The sequence below is a fragment of the Polyangium sorediatum genome, from assembly GCF_029946465.1.
GTDB lineage: Bacteria > Myxococcota_A > Polyangia > Polyangiales > Polyangiaceae > Polyangium > Polyangium fumosum.
Genome location: NZ_JARZHI010000011.1, coordinates 107,679 through 124,682, shown reverse-complemented (window position 1 = coordinate 124,682; position 17,004 = coordinate 107,679). Strand labels below are relative to the sequence as shown.

General features: G+C 68.9%; 14 protein-coding genes. 6 read left to right on the top strand and 8 right to left on the bottom strand.

The genetic code is table 11. The features are described 5' to 3' along the window. Positions 1-12: 12 nt before the first annotated feature. From QHF89_RS15660 to QHF89_RS15645, 4 genes are read right to left on the bottom strand one after another with little or no spacing between them, the layout of a single operon-like run. Positions 13-1,917: a sensor histidine kinase gene (locus QHF89_RS15660; RefSeq protein WP_136968747.1), complete on the bottom strand. Its 1,905-nt coding sequence runs from the start codon at positions 1,915-1,917 to the stop codon at positions 13-15. Further along, the gene (locus QHF89_RS15655) at positions 1,914-3,488 is read right to left on the bottom strand and encodes a sensor histidine kinase (RefSeq protein ID WP_284720533.1); all 1,575 of its coding nucleotides are present in this window, start codon (positions 3,486-3,488) and stop codon (positions 1,914-1,916) included. The genes QHF89_RS15660 and QHF89_RS15655 overlap by 4 nt, the downstream gene beginning before the upstream one ends. A 58-nt stretch (positions 3,489-3,546) precedes the next feature. After that, entirely contained in the window at positions 3,547-4,128 is a 582-nt protein-coding gene (locus QHF89_RS15650; protein WP_136930267.1) for a GNAT family N-acetyltransferase, read from the bottom strand. A gap of 5 nt (positions 4,129-4,133) precedes the next feature. Next, positions 4,134-6,866: a serine/threonine protein kinase gene (locus tag QHF89_RS15645; protein WP_136968748.1), complete on the bottom strand. Its 2,733-nt coding sequence runs from the start codon at positions 6,864-6,866 to the stop codon at positions 4,134-4,136. Positions 6,867-7,173: 307 nt separating this feature from the next. Between QHF89_RS15645 and QHF89_RS15640 the strand changes: the two genes are divergently transcribed. The 3 genes from QHF89_RS15640 to QHF89_RS15630 all read left to right on the top strand — a co-directional run bounded on the left by QHF89_RS15640 (position 7,174) and on the right by QHF89_RS15630 (position 10,118). Further along, a complete protein-coding gene (locus tag QHF89_RS15640; RefSeq protein ID WP_136930265.1) occupies positions 7,174-7,512 on the top strand; it encodes a P-II family nitrogen regulator in 339 nt (112 codons plus the stop codon). 13 nt (positions 7,513-7,525) lie between these two features. Further along, positions 7,526-8,938, top strand: coding sequence for a type I glutamate--ammonia ligase (glnA, locus tag QHF89_RS15635; protein WP_136930264.1), 1,413 nt, complete (start codon positions 7,526-7,528; stop codon positions 8,936-8,938). A gap of 82 nt (positions 8,939-9,020) precedes the next feature. Beyond that, on the top strand, positions 9,021-10,118 hold the full coding sequence (locus QHF89_RS15630; RefSeq protein ID WP_136968749.1) for a serine/threonine-protein kinase: 1,098 nt from the start codon (positions 9,021-9,023) through the stop codon (positions 10,116-10,118). Between the two features lie 66 nt (positions 10,119-10,184). Here QHF89_RS15630 and QHF89_RS15625 read toward each other — a convergent pair whose 3' ends face one another. Together QHF89_RS15625 and QHF89_RS15620 are read right to left on the bottom strand one after the other, a co-directional pair. Beyond that, positions 10,185-10,418: a hypothetical protein gene (locus tag QHF89_RS15625; protein WP_136968750.1), complete on the bottom strand. Its 234-nt coding sequence runs from the start codon at positions 10,416-10,418 to the stop codon at positions 10,185-10,187. A gap of 15 nt (positions 10,419-10,433) precedes the next feature. Continuing rightward, the gene (locus QHF89_RS15620; protein ID WP_136968751.1) at positions 10,434-11,204 is read right to left on the bottom strand and encodes a hypothetical protein; all 771 of its coding nucleotides are present in this window, start codon (positions 11,202-11,204) and stop codon (positions 10,434-10,436) included. A 277-nt stretch (positions 11,205-11,481) separates the two neighbouring features. On the opposite strand from QHF89_RS15620, the gene QHF89_RS15615 reads away from it, so the two are divergent. Further along, on the top strand, positions 11,482-12,204 hold the full coding sequence (locus QHF89_RS15615) for a hypothetical protein (RefSeq protein ID WP_136968752.1): 723 nt from the start codon (positions 11,482-11,484) through the stop codon (positions 12,202-12,204). Positions 12,205-12,226: 22 nt separating this feature from the next. Here QHF89_RS15615 and QHF89_RS15610 read toward each other — a convergent pair whose 3' ends face one another. Both QHF89_RS15610 and QHF89_RS15605 read right to left on the bottom strand, forming a co-directional pair. Then, positions 12,227-13,255: an STAS domain-containing protein gene (locus QHF89_RS15610; RefSeq protein ID WP_136968753.1), complete on the bottom strand. Its 1,029-nt coding sequence runs from the start codon at positions 13,253-13,255 to the stop codon at positions 12,227-12,229. Further along, positions 13,243-14,019 (bottom strand): hypothetical protein, encoded by a 777-nt coding sequence (locus QHF89_RS15605; protein WP_136968754.1) that lies wholly within the window; start codon positions 14,017-14,019, stop codon positions 13,243-13,245. The genes QHF89_RS15610 and QHF89_RS15605 overlap by 13 nt, the downstream gene beginning before the upstream one ends. Positions 14,020-14,296: 277 nt before the next feature. Between QHF89_RS15605 and QHF89_RS15600 the strand changes: the two genes are divergently transcribed. After that, positions 14,297-16,219, top strand: coding sequence for a hypothetical protein (locus QHF89_RS15600; protein ID WP_284720532.1), 1,923 nt, complete (start codon positions 14,297-14,299; stop codon positions 16,217-16,219). Positions 16,220-16,339: 120 nt separating this feature from the next. Beyond that, positions 16,340-16,957 carry a glutathione S-transferase family protein gene (locus QHF89_RS15595; RefSeq protein ID WP_136930256.1) on the top strand — a complete coding sequence of 206 codons (618 nt, stop codon included), beginning with the start codon at positions 16,340-16,342 and terminating at the stop codon, positions 16,955-16,957. The last annotated feature ends 47 nt before the right edge of the window (positions 16,958-17,004 follow it).

Genomic DNA, 17,004 nt, shown 5'->3' with positions numbered 1-17,004 from the left:
GAAGGTGCCGGTTCAGCCGAGCGCGGGCTTCGAGGAGAGCCGCGGGCGGCTGCCCGGGATCACGAGGGGGAGCCAGCACTGTATGACGGGCGCGCCGTCGGGGGTGTCCTCCACCTTCACGGAGCCGCCGTGCAGCTCCATGATCGACTGCGCGAGGCTCAAGCCGAGGGTGAGGCCGCGGCCGCGCGAGGTGGCGCGGCGGGCGAAGAGGGCTTCGAGCTCGGCGCGCGTGGTGTTGCGGCTGCCGAGCTCGACGTCGATTCGCACGGCCTGGTTTGGTTCGGCAGGACGGAGGGCGCGCACACGCACCGCGCGAGAGGCCGCGTCGACTGCCGACGTCCGGATCGCATGCGCGACAACGACGGCGATCGCGCGCGCCGTGTACGCAGGATCCACCGGGATCGTCGGCAGGCCCTCGGCGACCTCGAGGACGACGTCGTTCTGCGTGTCGCCCGCGAGCTCGCGCGCCTTGCGCACGGCGTCCGTCGCGAGGATCGCGACCTCGGTCGCGCGCGGCATGAGCGTGAGCTGTCCGGCCTCGACGCGCGCCGTGTCCAGGATCGACTCGATCAGGCCAAGCAACTCGCGGCCGCGGTTCGCGATGAGCGCGAGGCTCTCGCGCTGGCTCACAGTGAGCTCCTCCCGACCGACGAGCTCCGCGAAGCCGAGGATCGCGTTGAGCGGGCTCTTCAGGTCGTGGCTCACGCTCGCGAAGAGCAGGCCTCGCATGCGCTGCGCGGCCTCCTGCGCTTCGAGCGCGCGCTCCTGCGCGCCTGCAAAGATGCGGAAACGCTCGGCGAGCACCTCGATCGCCCGACCAAGCCGCGCGACGAGCTCGAAGCGCGCAGGCCGCGCGATCTGCGTCGCGCCGCGCAGCACGCTCTCGGTGCCGAGCAGGCGCACGCGGTGCGTGGCGAGCTTGAGGTCGGCCGCGAGGGCCTGACCGATCAACACGCCGAGCAGCGCCGCGAGGAGGACGAACGCGAGGGCGATCGCCACGCCCTCCGTCGTCACGGCGGGGTCGAGCTCGGCCGTGAAGCGTACGTCGGCCTGGCCGTCTTCGAGCGGCACGCTGAGCACGAGCTCGCCGTCGACCTCACGCCGGAACGTCGGATCTCCGTCGCGCCGCGGGCCGGTGATCCTCGCGAGGAAGCCGTGCTCCGCGGCCGCGGCCACGGCGTCCTCGCGCGCGTTCTTGTTGCCCTGCACCGGCCCTGGATCGAGCGCGATCTTCGCGAGGAGCAGCGCGGTGTTTTTCCGGCTCTGCTCGGTGAGCGTACGCATGTGCGCGTGCGTCGTGAGCACCGCGCCCACGCCGACGAGCGCGACGGGCGCGACGACCGCGATCAAGAACTTCTGGAGGAGCCTTCGGCGCGGGATCTGGTGCAGCTCCTGCGACTCGAGCAGCGTGGTGATGGGCTCGATCGGCACGAGCTCGAGCAGGCGCACCGTGGCCGCGCGGATGAACACGTACTGGATGAGCGACGCGGCGCCGACGATGGTGATCGTGAGGCAGAGCAGGCTGATGGCGCGGCCCTGATCGAGCTTCTCCGGACGGACCCCGGGCGCGATGCCAGCGAAGGAGACGATCGAGCCGACGACGAAGGTCCGCAGCGTGATCGCGCTCGGCAGCGACGCGAGAGCACCGAAGTCCTGCGCGCGTACCGTCGCGGTGCCCCCCGAGAGCACATGCAGAAGCGCGCGATGCTTGTGGACCCGGAGCAGCGTCACGAGCAAGCACAGCCCAAACGCGACGATCATGAGCGCGGCGCCGGTGACGAGGACGTTCTTCGTCATCGTCCAGTCGAGCACGATGAGGTTCGGCGCGAGCAACGCGATGGCGCAGAAGCCCCCGAAGCCCGTGAGGAGCTGGCGGACCAGGATGTTGCGCGTGAAGGTGCGGGCGACGTCGTTCATCCCTCCCCCTTCCGCGGCGGCAACGGCATCGGCGGCGGCGTCATCGAGTCGAGCAGGCGCGCCGGACGCGGCGGCGGATCCGAGGACAGATCGATCACGCGCGAGTCACTCGACGACTCCACGATCGTGCCCGGATCCGCGAGGTGCGGCAGGGTCGCGGTGAACGTCGAGCCGCGCCCCATCTCGCTGCTCACGTCGATCGTGCCGCCGTGCATGTGCACGAGCCGCTTCGTGATCGCGAGGCCGAGCCCCGTGCCCCTCCGGCGCGACTGCACGTCGCCGAGCTGCCTGTACTCCTCGAAGATCGCCGCCGTCTGCTCGCGCGGGATGCCCGGCCCCGTGTCGCGCACGACGATCGCCACGAACGACCCGCGCGCCTCGATCGTCACGGTCACCGATCCCCGCGTCGTGAACTTCACCGCGTTCGAGACGAGGTTCGTGATGATTTGCCGCACGCGCCGTTTGTCCGCGTACGCGTAGAGGCGGCTCTCGCCTGTTACTTCGAGCACCAACGGTTTTTTCTTGATGGTCGCAGTCGCCTCGCGCACGACCTGCTCGGCGATTTGGCGGACGTCCACGGGCCCACGCGAGAGCTGCAGCGTGCCCGTCTCCAGCGCGGACAGCTCGAGGATGTCATCGATGAGCTGGCGCAGGTGCTCGCCGCTCGTCCGGATCACCGCCAGCGACTCGCGCGCCTCGTCGCTGAGCGGACCATCGACCTCGCTCTCGAGCACGTGCGCGAAGCCGAGGATCGCGTTCAGCGGCGTGCGCAACTCGTGGCTGAGCCCCGCGAGGAACGCCGAGCGCTCCTTGTCCATCTCCGAGGCCTGGAGCAGATCCGCGCGGTAGCTGCGCTCGGCGGCCGCGAAGCGCGTGACGAGCAGGTTGAACGCGGCCGTCAGCACGCCGACCTGATCGAGCGAGCGGATCGGGATCGGCTGCCCGGTCGGCGCTGCGTCCGGCCGAGCCATGTCCACGATGCGCTCACGCACGTACTCGACGTCGTCGCGGAGCTGCTTCGTGAACGCGACCGCGACGGAGACCGCCACGCCGAGCAGGAGCACGGTCAACGCCGCGACCGCATTCACGAGCGGCACGTAGCCCGGCGGCGGGCTCGGCGCCGAGACGAACGCGAGCACCGCGATCCCATCGAGCGGCGGATCCAGCGGTCGCGCGGCGAACCGCACGCGACCGAGCGCCGTGCGCGTCTCGCCGCTGCCGGCTGCGAGCAGCCGCTGCACCTCGGCCTTGTTCGGCGGACCGAAGCTCTCGTCGACGAGGATCTGCCCACCCTGCTCGACGAGCAGGAGCTCCGTACCGCTGCGCCTCGCCGCGCGCCCCACGATCTCGGGCCGCTCCTCCACCGCCGCGACGCGCATCCGCGCGGCGAGCGTCCTGGCGATCGCGGCGGCGCGCAGGGACGATGCGTCGTCGCTGATCCGACGAAGCTGCGCGATGCCGAGCAGCGCGATCGCGAACGCCGTCGCGATGCCGATCACCAGCACCAGCACCGGCGCCACCGGCAAGAGCGGGAGGCTGCCGCGGAACAGTCGAAACGGGATGCGCCGCACGTTCGTCTCGCCTGCGGACGAGCATCATCCGCCCGCGTACGGCCTTCAAGGGGAAGGCTCAGGTCGGACGCGGATCCGTCGCGAGAAGCGAGAAGACCGCGTGATCGAGCCAGCGGTTCTCACACCACTCGGCTTGCCGCGCGATGCCCTCGAAGCGGAAGCCGAGCCGCCCGATCACCCGCAACGAGGCGTGGTTGTCCGTCGCGGCCGCGACCCGCACGCGATGCGCGCCCATGTACCGGAACGCGAACTCCACCGCCGCGCGCGCGGCCTCCGTCATCAGCCCGCGCCGCATGCTCTCCTTGCGCAGCCAGTATCCAAGCTCGCACGAGCGATGCATGTGCACGCACGACTCGAGCCCCACCACACCGGCGAACGTGCGCCCCGCGCGCTCTCGGATCGCGAAGCGCACCGCGCGCCCTTGATCCCAGTCGGCCACACACGCCTCCGTGAAGCGCACGCTCGACGCGGGCTCCGTGTAGTACTGCACCCACGGCAGCCACTTCGAGAGCAGCGGCCGCGACCCGTTCACCGCGAGCCACACCTCGGGCGAGTCCGCAGGATCGACAGGCGCGAGCAGGAGACGCGGCGTCTCGATGGGCTGGGCACGAAGGTCGGCGCGCGGCGGGATGACCAGCATGCGCGTCACTTGCAGACGAAGCGCGCCGCGTAGGGTTCGAGTTGCCCCGCTTCGAAGTCGAGCCACGCGATGAACCACTCGCCGGGCGCCTTGCCCGTGATGATCGCGGGGCTCGGCTGCGCGCCGCTCACGCGGGCGATCTTCGTGGAAGGACCGACGCCATCGCGGCTGATCGGCGCGGTCATCACGCCGCCCTTCTCGAACCAAACGATGCGCGCGTTGCCCGACGCGTCGACGCCGACCGACGGGTGACCGCCCACCTTGCTGAAGCGTTTGTCCCGCCAGAGCGGCTGCGCGTTCGCCGCGTCGAGATACGCCGCCGACACGCCCGAGTTGCTCTCGCCGTCCCACACGAGGAAGCACGCGTCCTTGCTGCACGCGATCCCCGTCATGTCGGCCTTCGACTTGTCGGTGTTCACCACGATCGTGTCGCCGATCCAGCGATCGTTGCGGTCGCCCTTCTTGCGCGCCTCCACGCCCTTGCCCACGTCGGCGAGCGGCAGGCGCATGTGGTACGCGACCTGGTTCGGCGTGCGCTCCAGCCGGAACGAGACATGCGCGGCGTCGCCCGCGATGCCGACCATCGGCGAACGCACGCGCGGTTTCTGCGGGCCGCTGGGCACGAAGTCCGTCGCACGCACAACCTCGCCTTGAGGTTCGAGCTTCGGCGACAGCTTCCGCAGGAAGAGCTCGTCGTTGCCCGTCTCGGTCTCGGCTGTCCAGGCCACGACGAACGTGCCGTCCGCCGCGCGCTGCATCGACGTGCCCGAGCTCGGCCCGCGCAGCGGCGCGATGTTCACCATCGGCCCGCCGATCCGGCCGTCCGGATCGAGCAAGCGCGCGTGCACGCCCGCCTCGGCCCCGTGCCCGTCCGCGTAGAGCAACACGAGCTGATCGTCGAACGCCGTCACCACCGGCCGCGTCACCGCGCCGGCCTCCGGCGTCACGTCGATCGGATCCGAGAGCGGCCGCAGCGCCTCGTCGAGCGCGACGGCGAAGGCGTGCTCCGGCCCCTCGTGCGTGTCGGTCCAGACCATGATCGGCCCGCGTGGCCCGAGCGCGATCCATGGCCGCCCCGCGGCGACGCGACGCGGCTGCGCCGAACCGAGATCGTACGAGCGCGGCCGCGCGAGACCCGTGAGCGTGCACGGCGACTTCGACGCGTCGCCCGAGATCGCCACCTGCACGTGCTCGAGCATCGTGCGCGGCACGCCGTGACCACCTTTGTCGAACGCGTCCTTGAGGAGCTTCAGCGCGCCCTTGTGATCGCCCGTCGCGAGCGTCGCTTGTGCATCCGCGACGAGCGGCCTCCACGGCAGCAACGACGAGGACGGCGACACCTCCGACGACGACACCGGGCGCACGCTCGACGACGCCGACACCTGCGGCGCCACGGCGCTGGCGCTCCCGCTTGGCATCGCCGACGAGGAGGTCTCGACCTCACCGCCCTTCGAGGCCGGCCCGAACTTCGACCAGGCCGCGTATCCACCGCCCACGAGCGCGACCAGCACGAGCACCGTCACGATCCCGAGCGCGGCCGTCTTCGGCCGTGGCGGCGCCTGCGACAAACCCGGGCCGAGCGGCTCCAGCGTGCCCGGCGGCGCCTCGAACGTCGACTTCGTGTGCCGCGGCGATCCGCCCTCCGACGTCGGTCCCCCACGCACGGACGGGGGCGGCATCGATCCAAACGGGTTCGGCATCGTCGACGACGGCGGCGCCATCGACACCATCGGCAGATCGCTCCCCGTCGCGGTCAGGCCCGCCTTCGAGGGCGGCGGCGCGGGGACGGTCCTGCCGAGCGAGCTCAACTGATCGGTGGGGAAGAGACCCGAGAACTCGGGCCGCACCGTCTCGAACGCGGCCGAGAGCTCCTCCGCGAACTCGCGCGCCGTCTGGAAGCGATGATCGATCTTGCGGTCGAGCGCCTTATCGAACCAGGCCTTGAAGCTCGGCGGCAGATCGGGCCGGTAGACGAGCGGATCGGGCGGCTGCGCGCTCGCGATCTGCGCGAACGTCATCGCCACACCTTGCTCCGTCTGCCACACGGTCCGACCCGTGAAGCACTCGTAGACGATGCACGCGAGGGCCCAGAGATCGGCGCGATGATCCACGGCGCCCTGCCCGCGGACCTGCTCGGGGCTCATGTACGCGGGGGTCCCGAACACCGCGCCTTCGCGCGTCAGCCGTGCTTGTTGCGGCCCGCCCGATCCATCGAGCGGCGTGTAGAACTTCGCGAGTCCGAAATCGAGGATCTTCGCGAGGAGCTGTCCATCCTCGTCCTTGCCGAGGAAGATGTTCTCGGGCTTGAGATCACGGTGGACGATGTTCGCGGCGTGCGCCTTCGTGAGGCCACGACAGACCTGCGTGATGATCGCCAGCGTCGTCGGGACGTCGAAGTACCGCACCTTCGTCATCCGCTCGTAGAGCGACTCGCCTTCGAGCAGCTCGAGCACGAGGAAGGGCGGACCGTCTTCGAGGCGGCCCGAGTCGTACACGTCACAGATGTACGGACTGCGGATCGCGGCGGCGGCGCGCGCTTCTCGGAAGAAGCGCTCGACGACCACCATCGACGTGGTCAGCTCCTGCGCGAGGACCTTGATCGCAATCCGCTTGCCGATGTCGATGTTCTCGGCCTCGTAGACGGCCGCCATCCCACCACGGCCGATCTCGCGGGTGATCTTGTACTTCCCCGACAGGATGGTACCTACCGGTAGCTTCGTCGAGGTCGGTGAGGCCATCAGGTCATCGGCGACGAACGGAAAAGGGCGAACTCGCCCGCGAGGGTAGGCGAGGTGGAACCCGCCGACAACTCTACGACGTAGGCGGATGCCGATTGCCCTCGGAACACGCGGAAGAGCGGCCCTCGGCGAACGCCTCCCCGTGGTCTCTTCCACGCCGAGGCGGGATCTTGGCGACGAAGGTCACCAAATTTCCGTCCTCCACGCCGGGGGCTCGGAAATTCTCGCCCCGCGCGTGACCTGAAACATTCCCGAAACCGAGGGGGCCGTAGACCACGACCGGCCCCCCGAGCGAGAGGTCCGAGAGATGAAGAAGGTCGAGGCGATCATCAAGCCGTTCAAGCTCGACGAGGTCAAGGATGCCCTCGCAGAGGTCGGCATCCAGGGCATGACCGTGACCGAGGTGAAGGGCTTCGGTCGCACCGGCGGCAAAAAAGAGGTCTACCGCGGCTCGGCGTACGTCGTCGACTTCGTCCCGAAGGTGAAGCTCGACATCGTCGTCCCGGACCACATGGTCCAGAGCGTCATCGACGCCATCGAGAAGAGCGCGAAGACCGGTCGCATCGGCGATGGAAAGATCTTCGTCGTCCCGGTCGACGAAGCCGTCCGCATCCGCACCGGGGAGCGCGGCGAGGACGCGATCTGACGGAGAAGAAAGTATGAAGCCGAAAGACGTCATTCAATTCGCGAAAGATCACGACTGCAAGTTCGTCGATCTCAAGTTCATCGACCTGCCGGGCATCTGGCAGCACACGACGATCCCGGCGAGCCGGCTGACCGAAGACATGTTCGAAGAGGGCATCGGCTTCGACGGCTCCTCGGTGCGCGGCTGGCAGCCGATCAACGCGTCGGACATGTCGATGACGCCCGATCCGACGACGGCGAAGATCGACCCGTTCCACGCGCAGAAGACGCTCTCGCTCATCTGCAAGATCTCCGACCCCGTCACCGGCCAGCCCTACGGCCGCGACCCGCGGTACATCGCGCAGAAGGCGGAGAACCACGTCCGCGCGACGGGCATCGCCGACACCACGTTCTTCGGCCCCGAGGCGGAGTTCTTCGTCTTCGACTCGGTCCGTTACGACAACTCCCCGCGCGGCGCCTTCTACGAGATCGACTCCGACGAGGCCGTGTGGAACACGGGCAAGGCGGGCCCGAACCTCGGGCACAAGATCCGCCACAAGGAAGGTTATTTCCCGGTCTCGCCCACGGACTCGCTCGGCGACGTGCGTGGCGACATGATGACCACGCTCATCGAGAGCGGCGTCTCCGTCGAGGTCGGCCACCACGAGGTCGCGAGCGCGGGCCAGTGCGAGATCGGCGTGCGCTTCGACAAGCTCACGACGATGGCCGACACGCTCATGTGGTTCAAATACGTCGTGAAGAACGTGGCCAAGCGCCACAACAAGACCGCGACGTTCATGCCGAAGCCGCTCTTCGGCGACAACGGCAGCGGCATGCACTGCCATCAGTCGCTCTGGAAGGACGGCAAGCCGCTCTTCGCGGGCGACGGCTACGCGGGCCTCTCGGACATCGGCCTCTGGTACATCGGCGGCATCCTCAAACACGCGAAGGCGCTCGCGGCCCTCACGAACCCGACGACGAACAGCTACCGCCGCCTCGTCCCGGGCTACGAGGCGCCCGTCAACCTCGCGTACTCCAGCCGCAACCGCTCGGCCGCGATCCGCATCCCGGTCGCCGCTGGCAACTCGCCGAAGGGCCGCCGCATCGAGGTCCGCTTCCCGGACGCCTCGTGCAACCCCTATCTCGCCTTCGCCGCGATGATGATGGCGGGCCTCGACGGCATCCAGAACCGGATCGACCCGGGCGATCCGCTCGACAAGGACATCTACGCGCTCTCGCCCGAGGAGCTCAAAGAGGTGCCGAAGTGCCCTGGCTCGCTCGACGAGGCGCTCACGGCCCTCGAGCGCGACCACGAGTTCCTCCTCCGGGGCGACGTCTTCACGCGGGACATCATCCACACGTGGATCGAGTACAAGCGCGAGCGCGAGCTCGACGCCGTGCGCCTCCGCCCCGTCCCCTACGAGTTCTTCCTCTACTACGACACCTGATTCCGCAGGCCGAGCTCGGCACGCTCGCGGCGCGTCTCTCAGCTACGCCGACGGGCCGAGCTTTGGTATCCTCCTCAGCCGGTTGAACCCTGGCGATCTCATCCAATCTCGATACCGCCTCGTCCGGATGCTCGGCTCCGGCGCGAGCGGCACCGTTTGGGCTGCAAAGAACGAGCTCATCGACCGCGAGGTCGCGCTCAAGATCCTGCACCCCGACGTCGCGGCCGACGCCGTGTCGTTGCAGCGTTTCTTCAACGAGGCGAAGGCGAGCGGCCGCGTACGCAGCCCGAGCATCGTCGAGATCATCGATCTTGGGCAGGCCGAGGACGGCTCGCCCTTCCTCGTCTTCGAGCTCCTCCACGGCGAGGGGCTCGACGCGTGGATCGCGCGCGAGCGCATGCTCGACCCGGCGATGCTCACCGAGCTCTTCGTCGGCGTGGTGCGCGCGCTCGACAGCGCGCACCAGCAAGGCATCATCCACCGCGACCTCAAGCCCGCGAACCTCTACGCGCACCGCGCGGCGACGGGCGAGCCCGTGCTCAAGATCCTCGACTTCGGCATCAGCAAGATGCTCGAAGGCAACCCGGAGCACCTCACGCTCACGCGCACGGGCACCGTCGTCGGATCACCCGCGTACATGAGCCCCGAGCAGGCCGCGGGCCGCGACGACATCGACGGCCGCGCTGACGTCTGGTCGCTCGGCGTCGTCATGCACGAGGCGCTCACGGCCACGCTCCCGCACGAGGCGCCGAACTACAACGCGCTCATGGTCCGCATCATGACGCGCGACGCGGACCCCGTAGCCTCGCGCCGGCCGGACCTTCCTCCCGCGCTCGCCTCGATCATCGACGACTGCCTGCGCCGCGATCGGGATCGCCGTCCGACGGCCGGCGTGCTCGCGGCGCGCCTCGAAGCGGCCCTGCACGACATGCAACCGATGCGTTACGCCTCGCAGGCAAACCCGCACGGCGGCATGCGCCTACCGAGCGTGCCGCAGAGCATGCCGCGACCGAACCTCCCCTCGGCGCCGGCGTCGCATGGAGCGCCCGTGCAGATGGAGCCGAGGGTCGCGTCGAACGCGCAATCGAGCGGCCGCGGCGTGCTGCTCCTCGCCGCGGGCGTGGGCGTCGCGCTCGGGATGATCGCGCTGTTCGTCCTCAGCCGGTTTTTGTTGCACTAGCGCGGACGTGAAGGGCCGCGCGAGCGGCCCTTCGGGTTCTGGAGGAAGCGCAGTCCTTGACGCTCGTCAAGCGCCAGCCCGCGCGATCAGCTCCAAGTCCTCTTCTGGTTGCTCGTAATGGATCAGCCCGTACTTGGGGAACAAAATCATCACGCCTCGCTTGAGGTATCCCCACGCACTCTCTGGGTGCTCCTCACTGTACTCCCCCGTATCTAGAGAGCAGACAACAACCCCGCCGTCATCGTCACCAAGTCTTACCCTGTCACCCAGCCTGACGTCCTGACCATCCCAATACTTCATGGCATGGCTCCGCAGTTAGTTGACAAAAGGCTCAATTGAAATCGCCCCAGGCGGTAGGCCCGTCGGCGGCACAGCCCCTATCGATTGCCAAAAGCATTGGCAGTTCTTCGGGTTCTGGTTGGCCTTGTAGATGTTGTGATGAGGTCCAACGACGCCATGCTGCGCCTTTCCCGGTGGCGGCGTGTCCAACGGGCGATACCCGATGGTGCCGACCGGCACTATTCTCCCGCTAACCGTCTTGCAAGGTGGACACGGCTGCGGCCTCTCCTCTTTCGATCTCAAACTCTCCGCAACATCCCCGGCGATCTCCAGGGTGACGGCAAACAGCATCGTCGCCACGCCCGCTTCGATGAGGAGGTCGACGAAGACGATCGTCACCGTCGTCACGGTCACAATCACAATCTCCCCGATCGGCCCCCGCTCCGGCATCGTCTGCCTGTTCGCCTGGGCAAGCGGTACGGACATCCGCCGCACCTTCAGGAGATCCTCCGGCACCCTCATGGCTCCCAGCGCGAGCCGCGTACACGCCGCAAGATCCGCATGGGGCACGCCCTTCGCCTTCACGTCGGCGATGTGGCCCTCTTGGTCGGCCAGCACCTTGTAATCAAACGTGTAGTGTCCCGCGCGAAGGTCGCCGCCGAACTCATCGACGCACGCTCGCAGGCGCTCCGCGGTGGCGTCCGGCACGCGCGGGCCCTCGCTCGCCACCGGATAGGTGATCTTGGCCCCGCAACCGAGCGGCACGAGCGCCGCCGTCGCGCAACCGAAGAGCCCCAAGGAGAGCATGGTTCGTACGCGCGGCAACGTCACCGCCGGATGCGACCAGCTCCCCCGAACGCTGTCAACGCGCCGGTCCAACGACCCTCTCCGCAGACCTCCGCGCGGCATCTCGCTCCTCCCCTGCACATCCCTCGATCCTTCACGCCCTTCCTCCCCGCCTCCCTGACCCTCCTGCAATGGAGTGTCCGCCTCCTCCACTCCGCCTTGACGCTCCCCGCTCGCTTTCGTTAGCGTCCTTCCCGCCGCCTCGTACATCCCCCAACCTTCCCGGAGCGTCCTCCCCATGCGCCTGCCCAACGAGACAGCTTCCTCCTGGGTTCTCCTCACCTTTGCGTCCTTCTCGTGGTCTTCCCTCGGCGCCTGGGCGGAAGTTCCGGACCTCAAGCCCAGCGACCGGGCCGAGATTGAGAAGCTCGCGCACTCCCTCAAGACCCACATCGACTCCCTCCTCAAGGAGGCGCGCGACACGCAGGAGGCCCAGCTCTTCGGCCGCCCCTCCGCGCAGGCCAAGCAAAACGCGACGCTCGTCTTGCTCAAGCGCAGGGTCGACGAAGCGCTCGCCCTCGTCACGATCCGCCTTGGCGGAGGCTCGAAGAAGCACCCGGCCGTCACCTCCTTCCTGCCTGGCCTGCTCACGGGTTTTTCGCGCGCGCCGATCGACAAGCGCGCCAAGCTCGCGAACGAGGCGGCCGGGCGCCTCGAAGCCGGCGAAGACTTCGGCGAGCGCGCGGTCCTCGTGGGCAAGCTGAAGGAAGGTGCGGAACGCGCGCAGCAGGCGATCCACGCCAATGACGGCGCGCAGACGGGCTGGTCGAAGGAGCGCTCCGAGGAGCTCGTCGCGAAGGGTCGATTGCGGCTGGAGCTCGAGCGCGTGCACCGCTCACTCGGCGCGCTCTTCCCGGGGCAACGCGACTTCGTGGAGTCGTTCTTCCTGAAGGGCGAGAGGCCGAGCGAAGGGACGAGCGAAGACGAGGCGACCGGGACGAACGAGGACACGGAGGCGTGATCCGAGGGCCGAAGCTCCGGCCTCACGACGTTCCTGGACGAGCTCCGTTCGAAGCTGCTGCCCCTGTTCCTGCGCTCGCCGCAGCCGCCTCCTGCTTCCACCGCATGCACGCCTTGAGGCCGTGCTTCAAATTGCGGAGCGTCACCAGCTTCCCGAACGACACCCCGAGCTCGACCAACGTCTGCGCGACCGACGGCCTCACGCCGCTGAGCACGCAGCGCGTCCCGAGCAGCTCCACGGCGCGCACGATCTTCAGCAGGTGATCGGCCGTCGCCGTGTCGAGCACCTCCACGCCGGTCACGTCGAGGATCACGTACCGCCCCTTCATCTGCACCACCGACTCCAGCAGCGTCTCCATCACCTGGGCCGACCGCTTCGAGTCGACGACGCCGATGAGCGGCAACGCAAGCACGCCGTCCCATACCTCGAGGATCGGCGTCGACAGCTCCTGCACGGCGATCCGCAGCCGCTCCAGCGTCTCGTTTTTCTCCCGCTCGGTCACGAGCTGCTGCGCCATCTCCCGCTCGTGCCGCCTGCGCTCCGTGATGTCGCGGAAGACCACCACGGCGCCGAGCCGCTCCCCTCGCTCGTCGTGGATCGTCCGCGCGCTCGTCTCGAGGAGGATCCCTCGCGGCTTGTTTGGGCTTCGAATGAACATCTCTGCGCGATCGACCGGCTCGCCGCGCGCCGCGCGATAAAGCGGGATCTCCTCCCTCGGGTACGGCGTCACGCCGTCCGCGCCGAAGATTCCGTAGGTGGCCTCCCAGCCTTCCGCAGGGACGCCACCGGGCTTGCTCGACCCCATGATCGACGCCGCAGCCTCGTTCACGTGCGTGATGCGACCTGCCGTGTCGCACACGACCACCCCGTCGACGATGCTCCGCAACGTCCCCTCGAAGACCTGCGCGCGCGCCGACAGATCCGCGACGAGCTGCTCCATCCGCTGCACGCGCTCCGCCGCGGCCCGCTCGTGCTCCGCCAGCAACGCTTCGAGCGTCGCCACCCGTGCCCGAAGGACCGCGGTCTCGCTGTCGAGGGTCACGGGGCGCACGAGATCACCTCCTCTCGTGCTGCGCGTGGCGCGTCGCCCAGCGCGCTGTCCTCTGGCTCGGCGAAGGACCACGGCAGGATCGCGAGCTTGATCGCGAGCGCGAGCGGCCGGAAGAGCTGCGCCGTCGCCGGCGTCACGTGCACCTTCGAGAACAGGAGCACCGCGAACATCTGCCCGCTCGGCAGGACACCGCCGCAGCCGACGACCGACCGGATCCCGTGACGCTCCACGAAACCCGCCTTCGCCGGCACGTGCGGGCTCGCGGCGGCGTTCTCCACGTGGAACACGTCGTACGTCTGCTCGGCGAGCTCCGTGAACCGGGACGGCCGCAGCACCGAGCTCGTCGTGATCCCGAGCTGCGTGCAGAGCTGCGCGATCATCGGCATTTGCGCGAGCGCCTCCTCGCTCGGCAGCGGAATCGCGAGGTGCCCGGCCGACGCCCGCGCATCGTTCCACGCCGGCTCGTCGCCTGCGCTCGCCAGCAATTGCAAGCACGTCGTGTCCGGCGCGAGCGCGTCACAGGCGGCCATCCGCAGCGCGAACGTCCGACGCTCCGCTGGCAGCGCGTCGAATCGTTCGGTCTCGAAGAACCTCACGAGCGCGCACGAACGCGCGCCCGTCGCGGGGCGCGCCAGGTTCTCGTAGAGCGCGCGCACGACGCGCCCGGTCGTGTCTTCCATGCTCCGGGCGCCTTCTCCAAGGCCGCGCAGCATTGCGCCGAAGCTGATCATGTCGTCGAGCGAGAACGTCGAAAGGTCGTGCATCGAAACCTCCCCCCGGAGTCTCCGCACCCGTCGCCTTTCGTTCGTCCGCGGGAATCTCTCTATCACGCGGACAAAAAGCGACTATCGAGGATGATTCGAACACCAACGGTGGACAACCGGTGAACCCCACCGTTCGTGGCTCCGGCGAGAGCGCGCGCGGCGTGCGTGTTTTCCCGACGGCGACGCGCGTTTCTCCCGATCCGCGCCGTTCGTGACGCAAAGCGGGCTCCAAATTCCGCGTCCGCCATGCTTTCATCGCGCCGAAAACGGAGGAGACATGGCCCACGTCCGCGACGCTCTTTTTGCCTGCATGGTGGCCTCGACCGTGGCGCTCGCCGCGTGTGGAGACGAAGGCGGAACCACAGCCACGTCGAGCAGCGGCACGGCGGGCGCAGGAGGACAAGGCGCAGGTGGGAACGGCGGCGCCGGCGGCCAAGGTGGTGTCGCGGGCGAAGGCGGCGCAGGGGGGCAAGGCGGCGCGGCCGGAGAAGGTGGCGCGGGCGGCCAAGGCGGCCTCGGAGGCCAAGGCGGAAGCGGCGGCGCAGGCGGAAGCGGCGGCGTCGGGGGCCAAGGCGGAAGCGGCGGCGGTGGCGCAGGCGGCAGCGGTGGCGCAGGCGGCAGCGGCGGCGCGGGCGGCATGGGCGGCGCCGGAAACGGCGGCGCGGGCGGCCAAGGCGGCGCCTCGTTCGTCTGCGGCAACGGCGTCATCGAGCCGGGCGAGACCTGCGACGACGGCAACGCCATGCCTGCCGATGGTTGCTCCTCCCAATGTCTCCTCGAACCCGGCACCACCTGCGGCGACGCCGTCGATCTCCTCGCCACGGGCCAAATGCAGGGCGAAACGCTCGTCTATACCGGCACCACGCTCGGCTCTCCCGTCCCAGGGTTCGGCACGCCAACCTGCTCGGCCGGCGGCACGGCTGCGCCGGCGGTCGTGCATCGGTACGTCACAGGATCATCTCCCGCGCGCGTGACGTTCGAGACCACCGACATCGGCGGCGCGCTCGCCGATACCGTCGCCTGGGCGTACCTCGACTGCCTCGACACCAGCGTGGAGCACGCTTGCGACGACGACAGCGGCGACGGCCCCCTCGCGCGCCTCGAAACCGCGGTCTTGCCGCCCCAGACGCCCGTCTTCCTCGTCGTCTCCGGTTATGCGGCGGCGAACGTTGGCCCCTACGAGCTCCGCGTCACCGAGCAGCCCTTCGACCTCGTGGCAGCCTCGGGCACCTGCGAAATGCCTTCCGCGGTCGGCGCGGGCCCTCTTGCCGGCACCACGCTCGTCTCGGACGGCGCCGTCCTCTCCGCGAGCTGCACCGGCGGCGGCCCCGAGGCCGTGTATAGGATCACGCTCCCTGCCCCGGCCGATCTCTCCGTCCGCGTCGCGCCGTCCTCGCCGCTCTTCGACCTCGGCGTGTACCTGCTCGACGCTTGCTCGATGAATGCAAACGAGCTCGCCTGCGCCGACACCCAGCTCGGCGGCCACCCCGAATCGTTTACGCTGACAAACCTCCCCGCGGGTACGTATTCCCTCGTCGTCGACGGCTTCAGCGCCATGGATTCCGGCGCGTATGGCCTCGAAGCCATGGTTCGCCCCGTCCTCGCCCCAGGCCTCGCCTGTGATCCGTCGGGCAAGACGAACCGCTGCGCCGACGGCGCGGCCTGCGTCGATCTCGGCATGGGCCCGAAATGCGCGGCCGCGACGAGCCTGCTCGCGCAGGACTTCTCCACCGACTTCGCCCCTCTCTCCGTCGTCGACGCCGGCAGCGACGGCAAGGGCTTCTACCGCTGCGATCCGCTCCTCGGCTGCCCCCAGGACAACACCACGGGCAGCACGTCCGGCGGCGCTTTCATGCTCGTCAAGGACGAGAGCAACGTCACGCTCGACGGCGAGATCCTCGTCTCCCCGACCCTCGACGCAGGGCCCTTCACGCGCGTCTTCCTCGAATTCGACCACGACTTCGACCACTGGACCTCGGCCACGGACCGCGCCGCCGTCGAAATCTCCGTGATGGGCGGACCTTTCAGCCCGGTCGCCACGTACACGCTCGACGCCTCGGGCCACGTCCGCCTCGACCTCTCGGCGCTCGTCGCCGGCAAGCCCTTCGTCGTCCGCTTCCATTACGACGACCAGACCGCCGCGGGCGACGCCTTGGCCGAAGAATGGCGAATCGACGACGTCCACGTTTACGGATTGTGACGCTCGCGCCCGACGCGGCGCACCATCGTGCGCGGCGGCCCGTGAGGGTGGACGACGCGATCCAAGGGGAGTATGGAGCGGAGCGAAATATCCCGTTCCGTGACGGGGAGGAGGATTCTCATGAAGGTCTACGGTCATCCGGCGAGCACGTGCACGCGCAAGCTCCTTTGCGCTCTGGCGGAGAAGGGCGTGGATTACGAGTTCGTGCTCGTCGACATCATGAAGGGCGACCAGAAGAGCGCCGAGCACCTCGCCCGTCACCCCTTCGGCGTCGTGCCCGTCCTCGACGACGACGGCTTCGTGCTCTACGAGTCGCGCGCGATCCTGCGTTACCTCAACGCGAAGCTCGGCGGCCTGGCCCCGACGGACGCGAAGGATCTCGGGGTCATGGAGCAGTGGATCAGCGTCGAGCAGTCGTACTTCAGCCCGCCCGCGATGAAGGCGATCCTCGAGATCTTCTTCTCGCCGATGAAGGGCACGACGCCGGACCCGGACGTCATCGCGAAGGGCAAGGCGGAGGCGGCGAAGGCCCTCGACGTGCTCGACCGCGCGCTCGTCGGCAAGGAGTTCCTCGCCGGCTCGTTCTCGATCGCGGAGATCACCTACGCGCCGTACTTCCAATACCTCTTCGACACGGGCCTCGGCGACATCGTCAAGGAGCGCCCGAACGTCGCGGCGTGGTGGAGCCGCATCAGCGAGCGCCCGTCCTGGCAGAAGGCGATCGGCAAGGCCCGCTGATTCGTTCGACGACGTAAGGAAATGAAAAAGGCGCGCCTCCCGGGGAG

Bases quoted from the DNA above. Each gene is read 5' to 3' on its own strand.
- QHF89_RS15660 (WP_136968747.1), bottom strand. From the start codon at position 1,917: ATGAACGACGTCGCCCGCACCTTCACGCGCAACATCCTGGTCCGCCAG.
- QHF89_RS15650 (WP_136930267.1), bottom strand. From the start codon at position 4,128: ATGCTGGTCATCCCGCCGCGCGCCGACCTTCGTGCCCAGCCCATCGAG.
- QHF89_RS15645 (WP_136968748.1), bottom strand. From the start codon at position 6,866: ATGGCCTCACCGACCTCGACGAAGCTACCGGTAGGTACCATCCTGTCG.
- QHF89_RS15640 (WP_136930265.1), top strand. From the start codon at position 7,174: ATGAAGAAGGTCGAGGCGATCATCAAGCCGTTCAAGCTCGACGAGGTC.
- glnA (WP_136930264.1), top strand. From the start codon at position 7,526: ATGAAGCCGAAAGACGTCATTCAATTCGCGAAAGATCACGACTGCAAG.
- QHF89_RS15625 (WP_136968750.1), bottom strand. From the start codon at position 10,418: ATGAAGTATTGGGATGGTCAGGACGTCAGGCTGGGTGACAGGGTAAGA.
- QHF89_RS15620 (WP_136968751.1), bottom strand. From the start codon at position 11,204: ATGCTCTCCTTGGGGCTCTTCGGTTGCGCGACGGCGGCGCTCGTGCCG.
- QHF89_RS15615 (WP_136968752.1), top strand. From the start codon at position 11,482: ATGCGCCTGCCCAACGAGACAGCTTCCTCCTGGGTTCTCCTCACCTTT.
- QHF89_RS15605 (WP_136968754.1), bottom strand. From the start codon at position 14,019: ATGCACGACCTTTCGACGTTCTCGCTCGACGACATGATCAGCTTCGGC.
- QHF89_RS15600 (WP_284720532.1), top strand. From the start codon at position 14,297: ATGGCCCACGTCCGCGACGCTCTTTTTGCCTGCATGGTGGCCTCGACC.
- QHF89_RS15595 (WP_136930256.1), top strand. From the start codon at position 16,340: ATGAAGGTCTACGGTCATCCGGCGAGCACGTGCACGCGCAAGCTCCTT.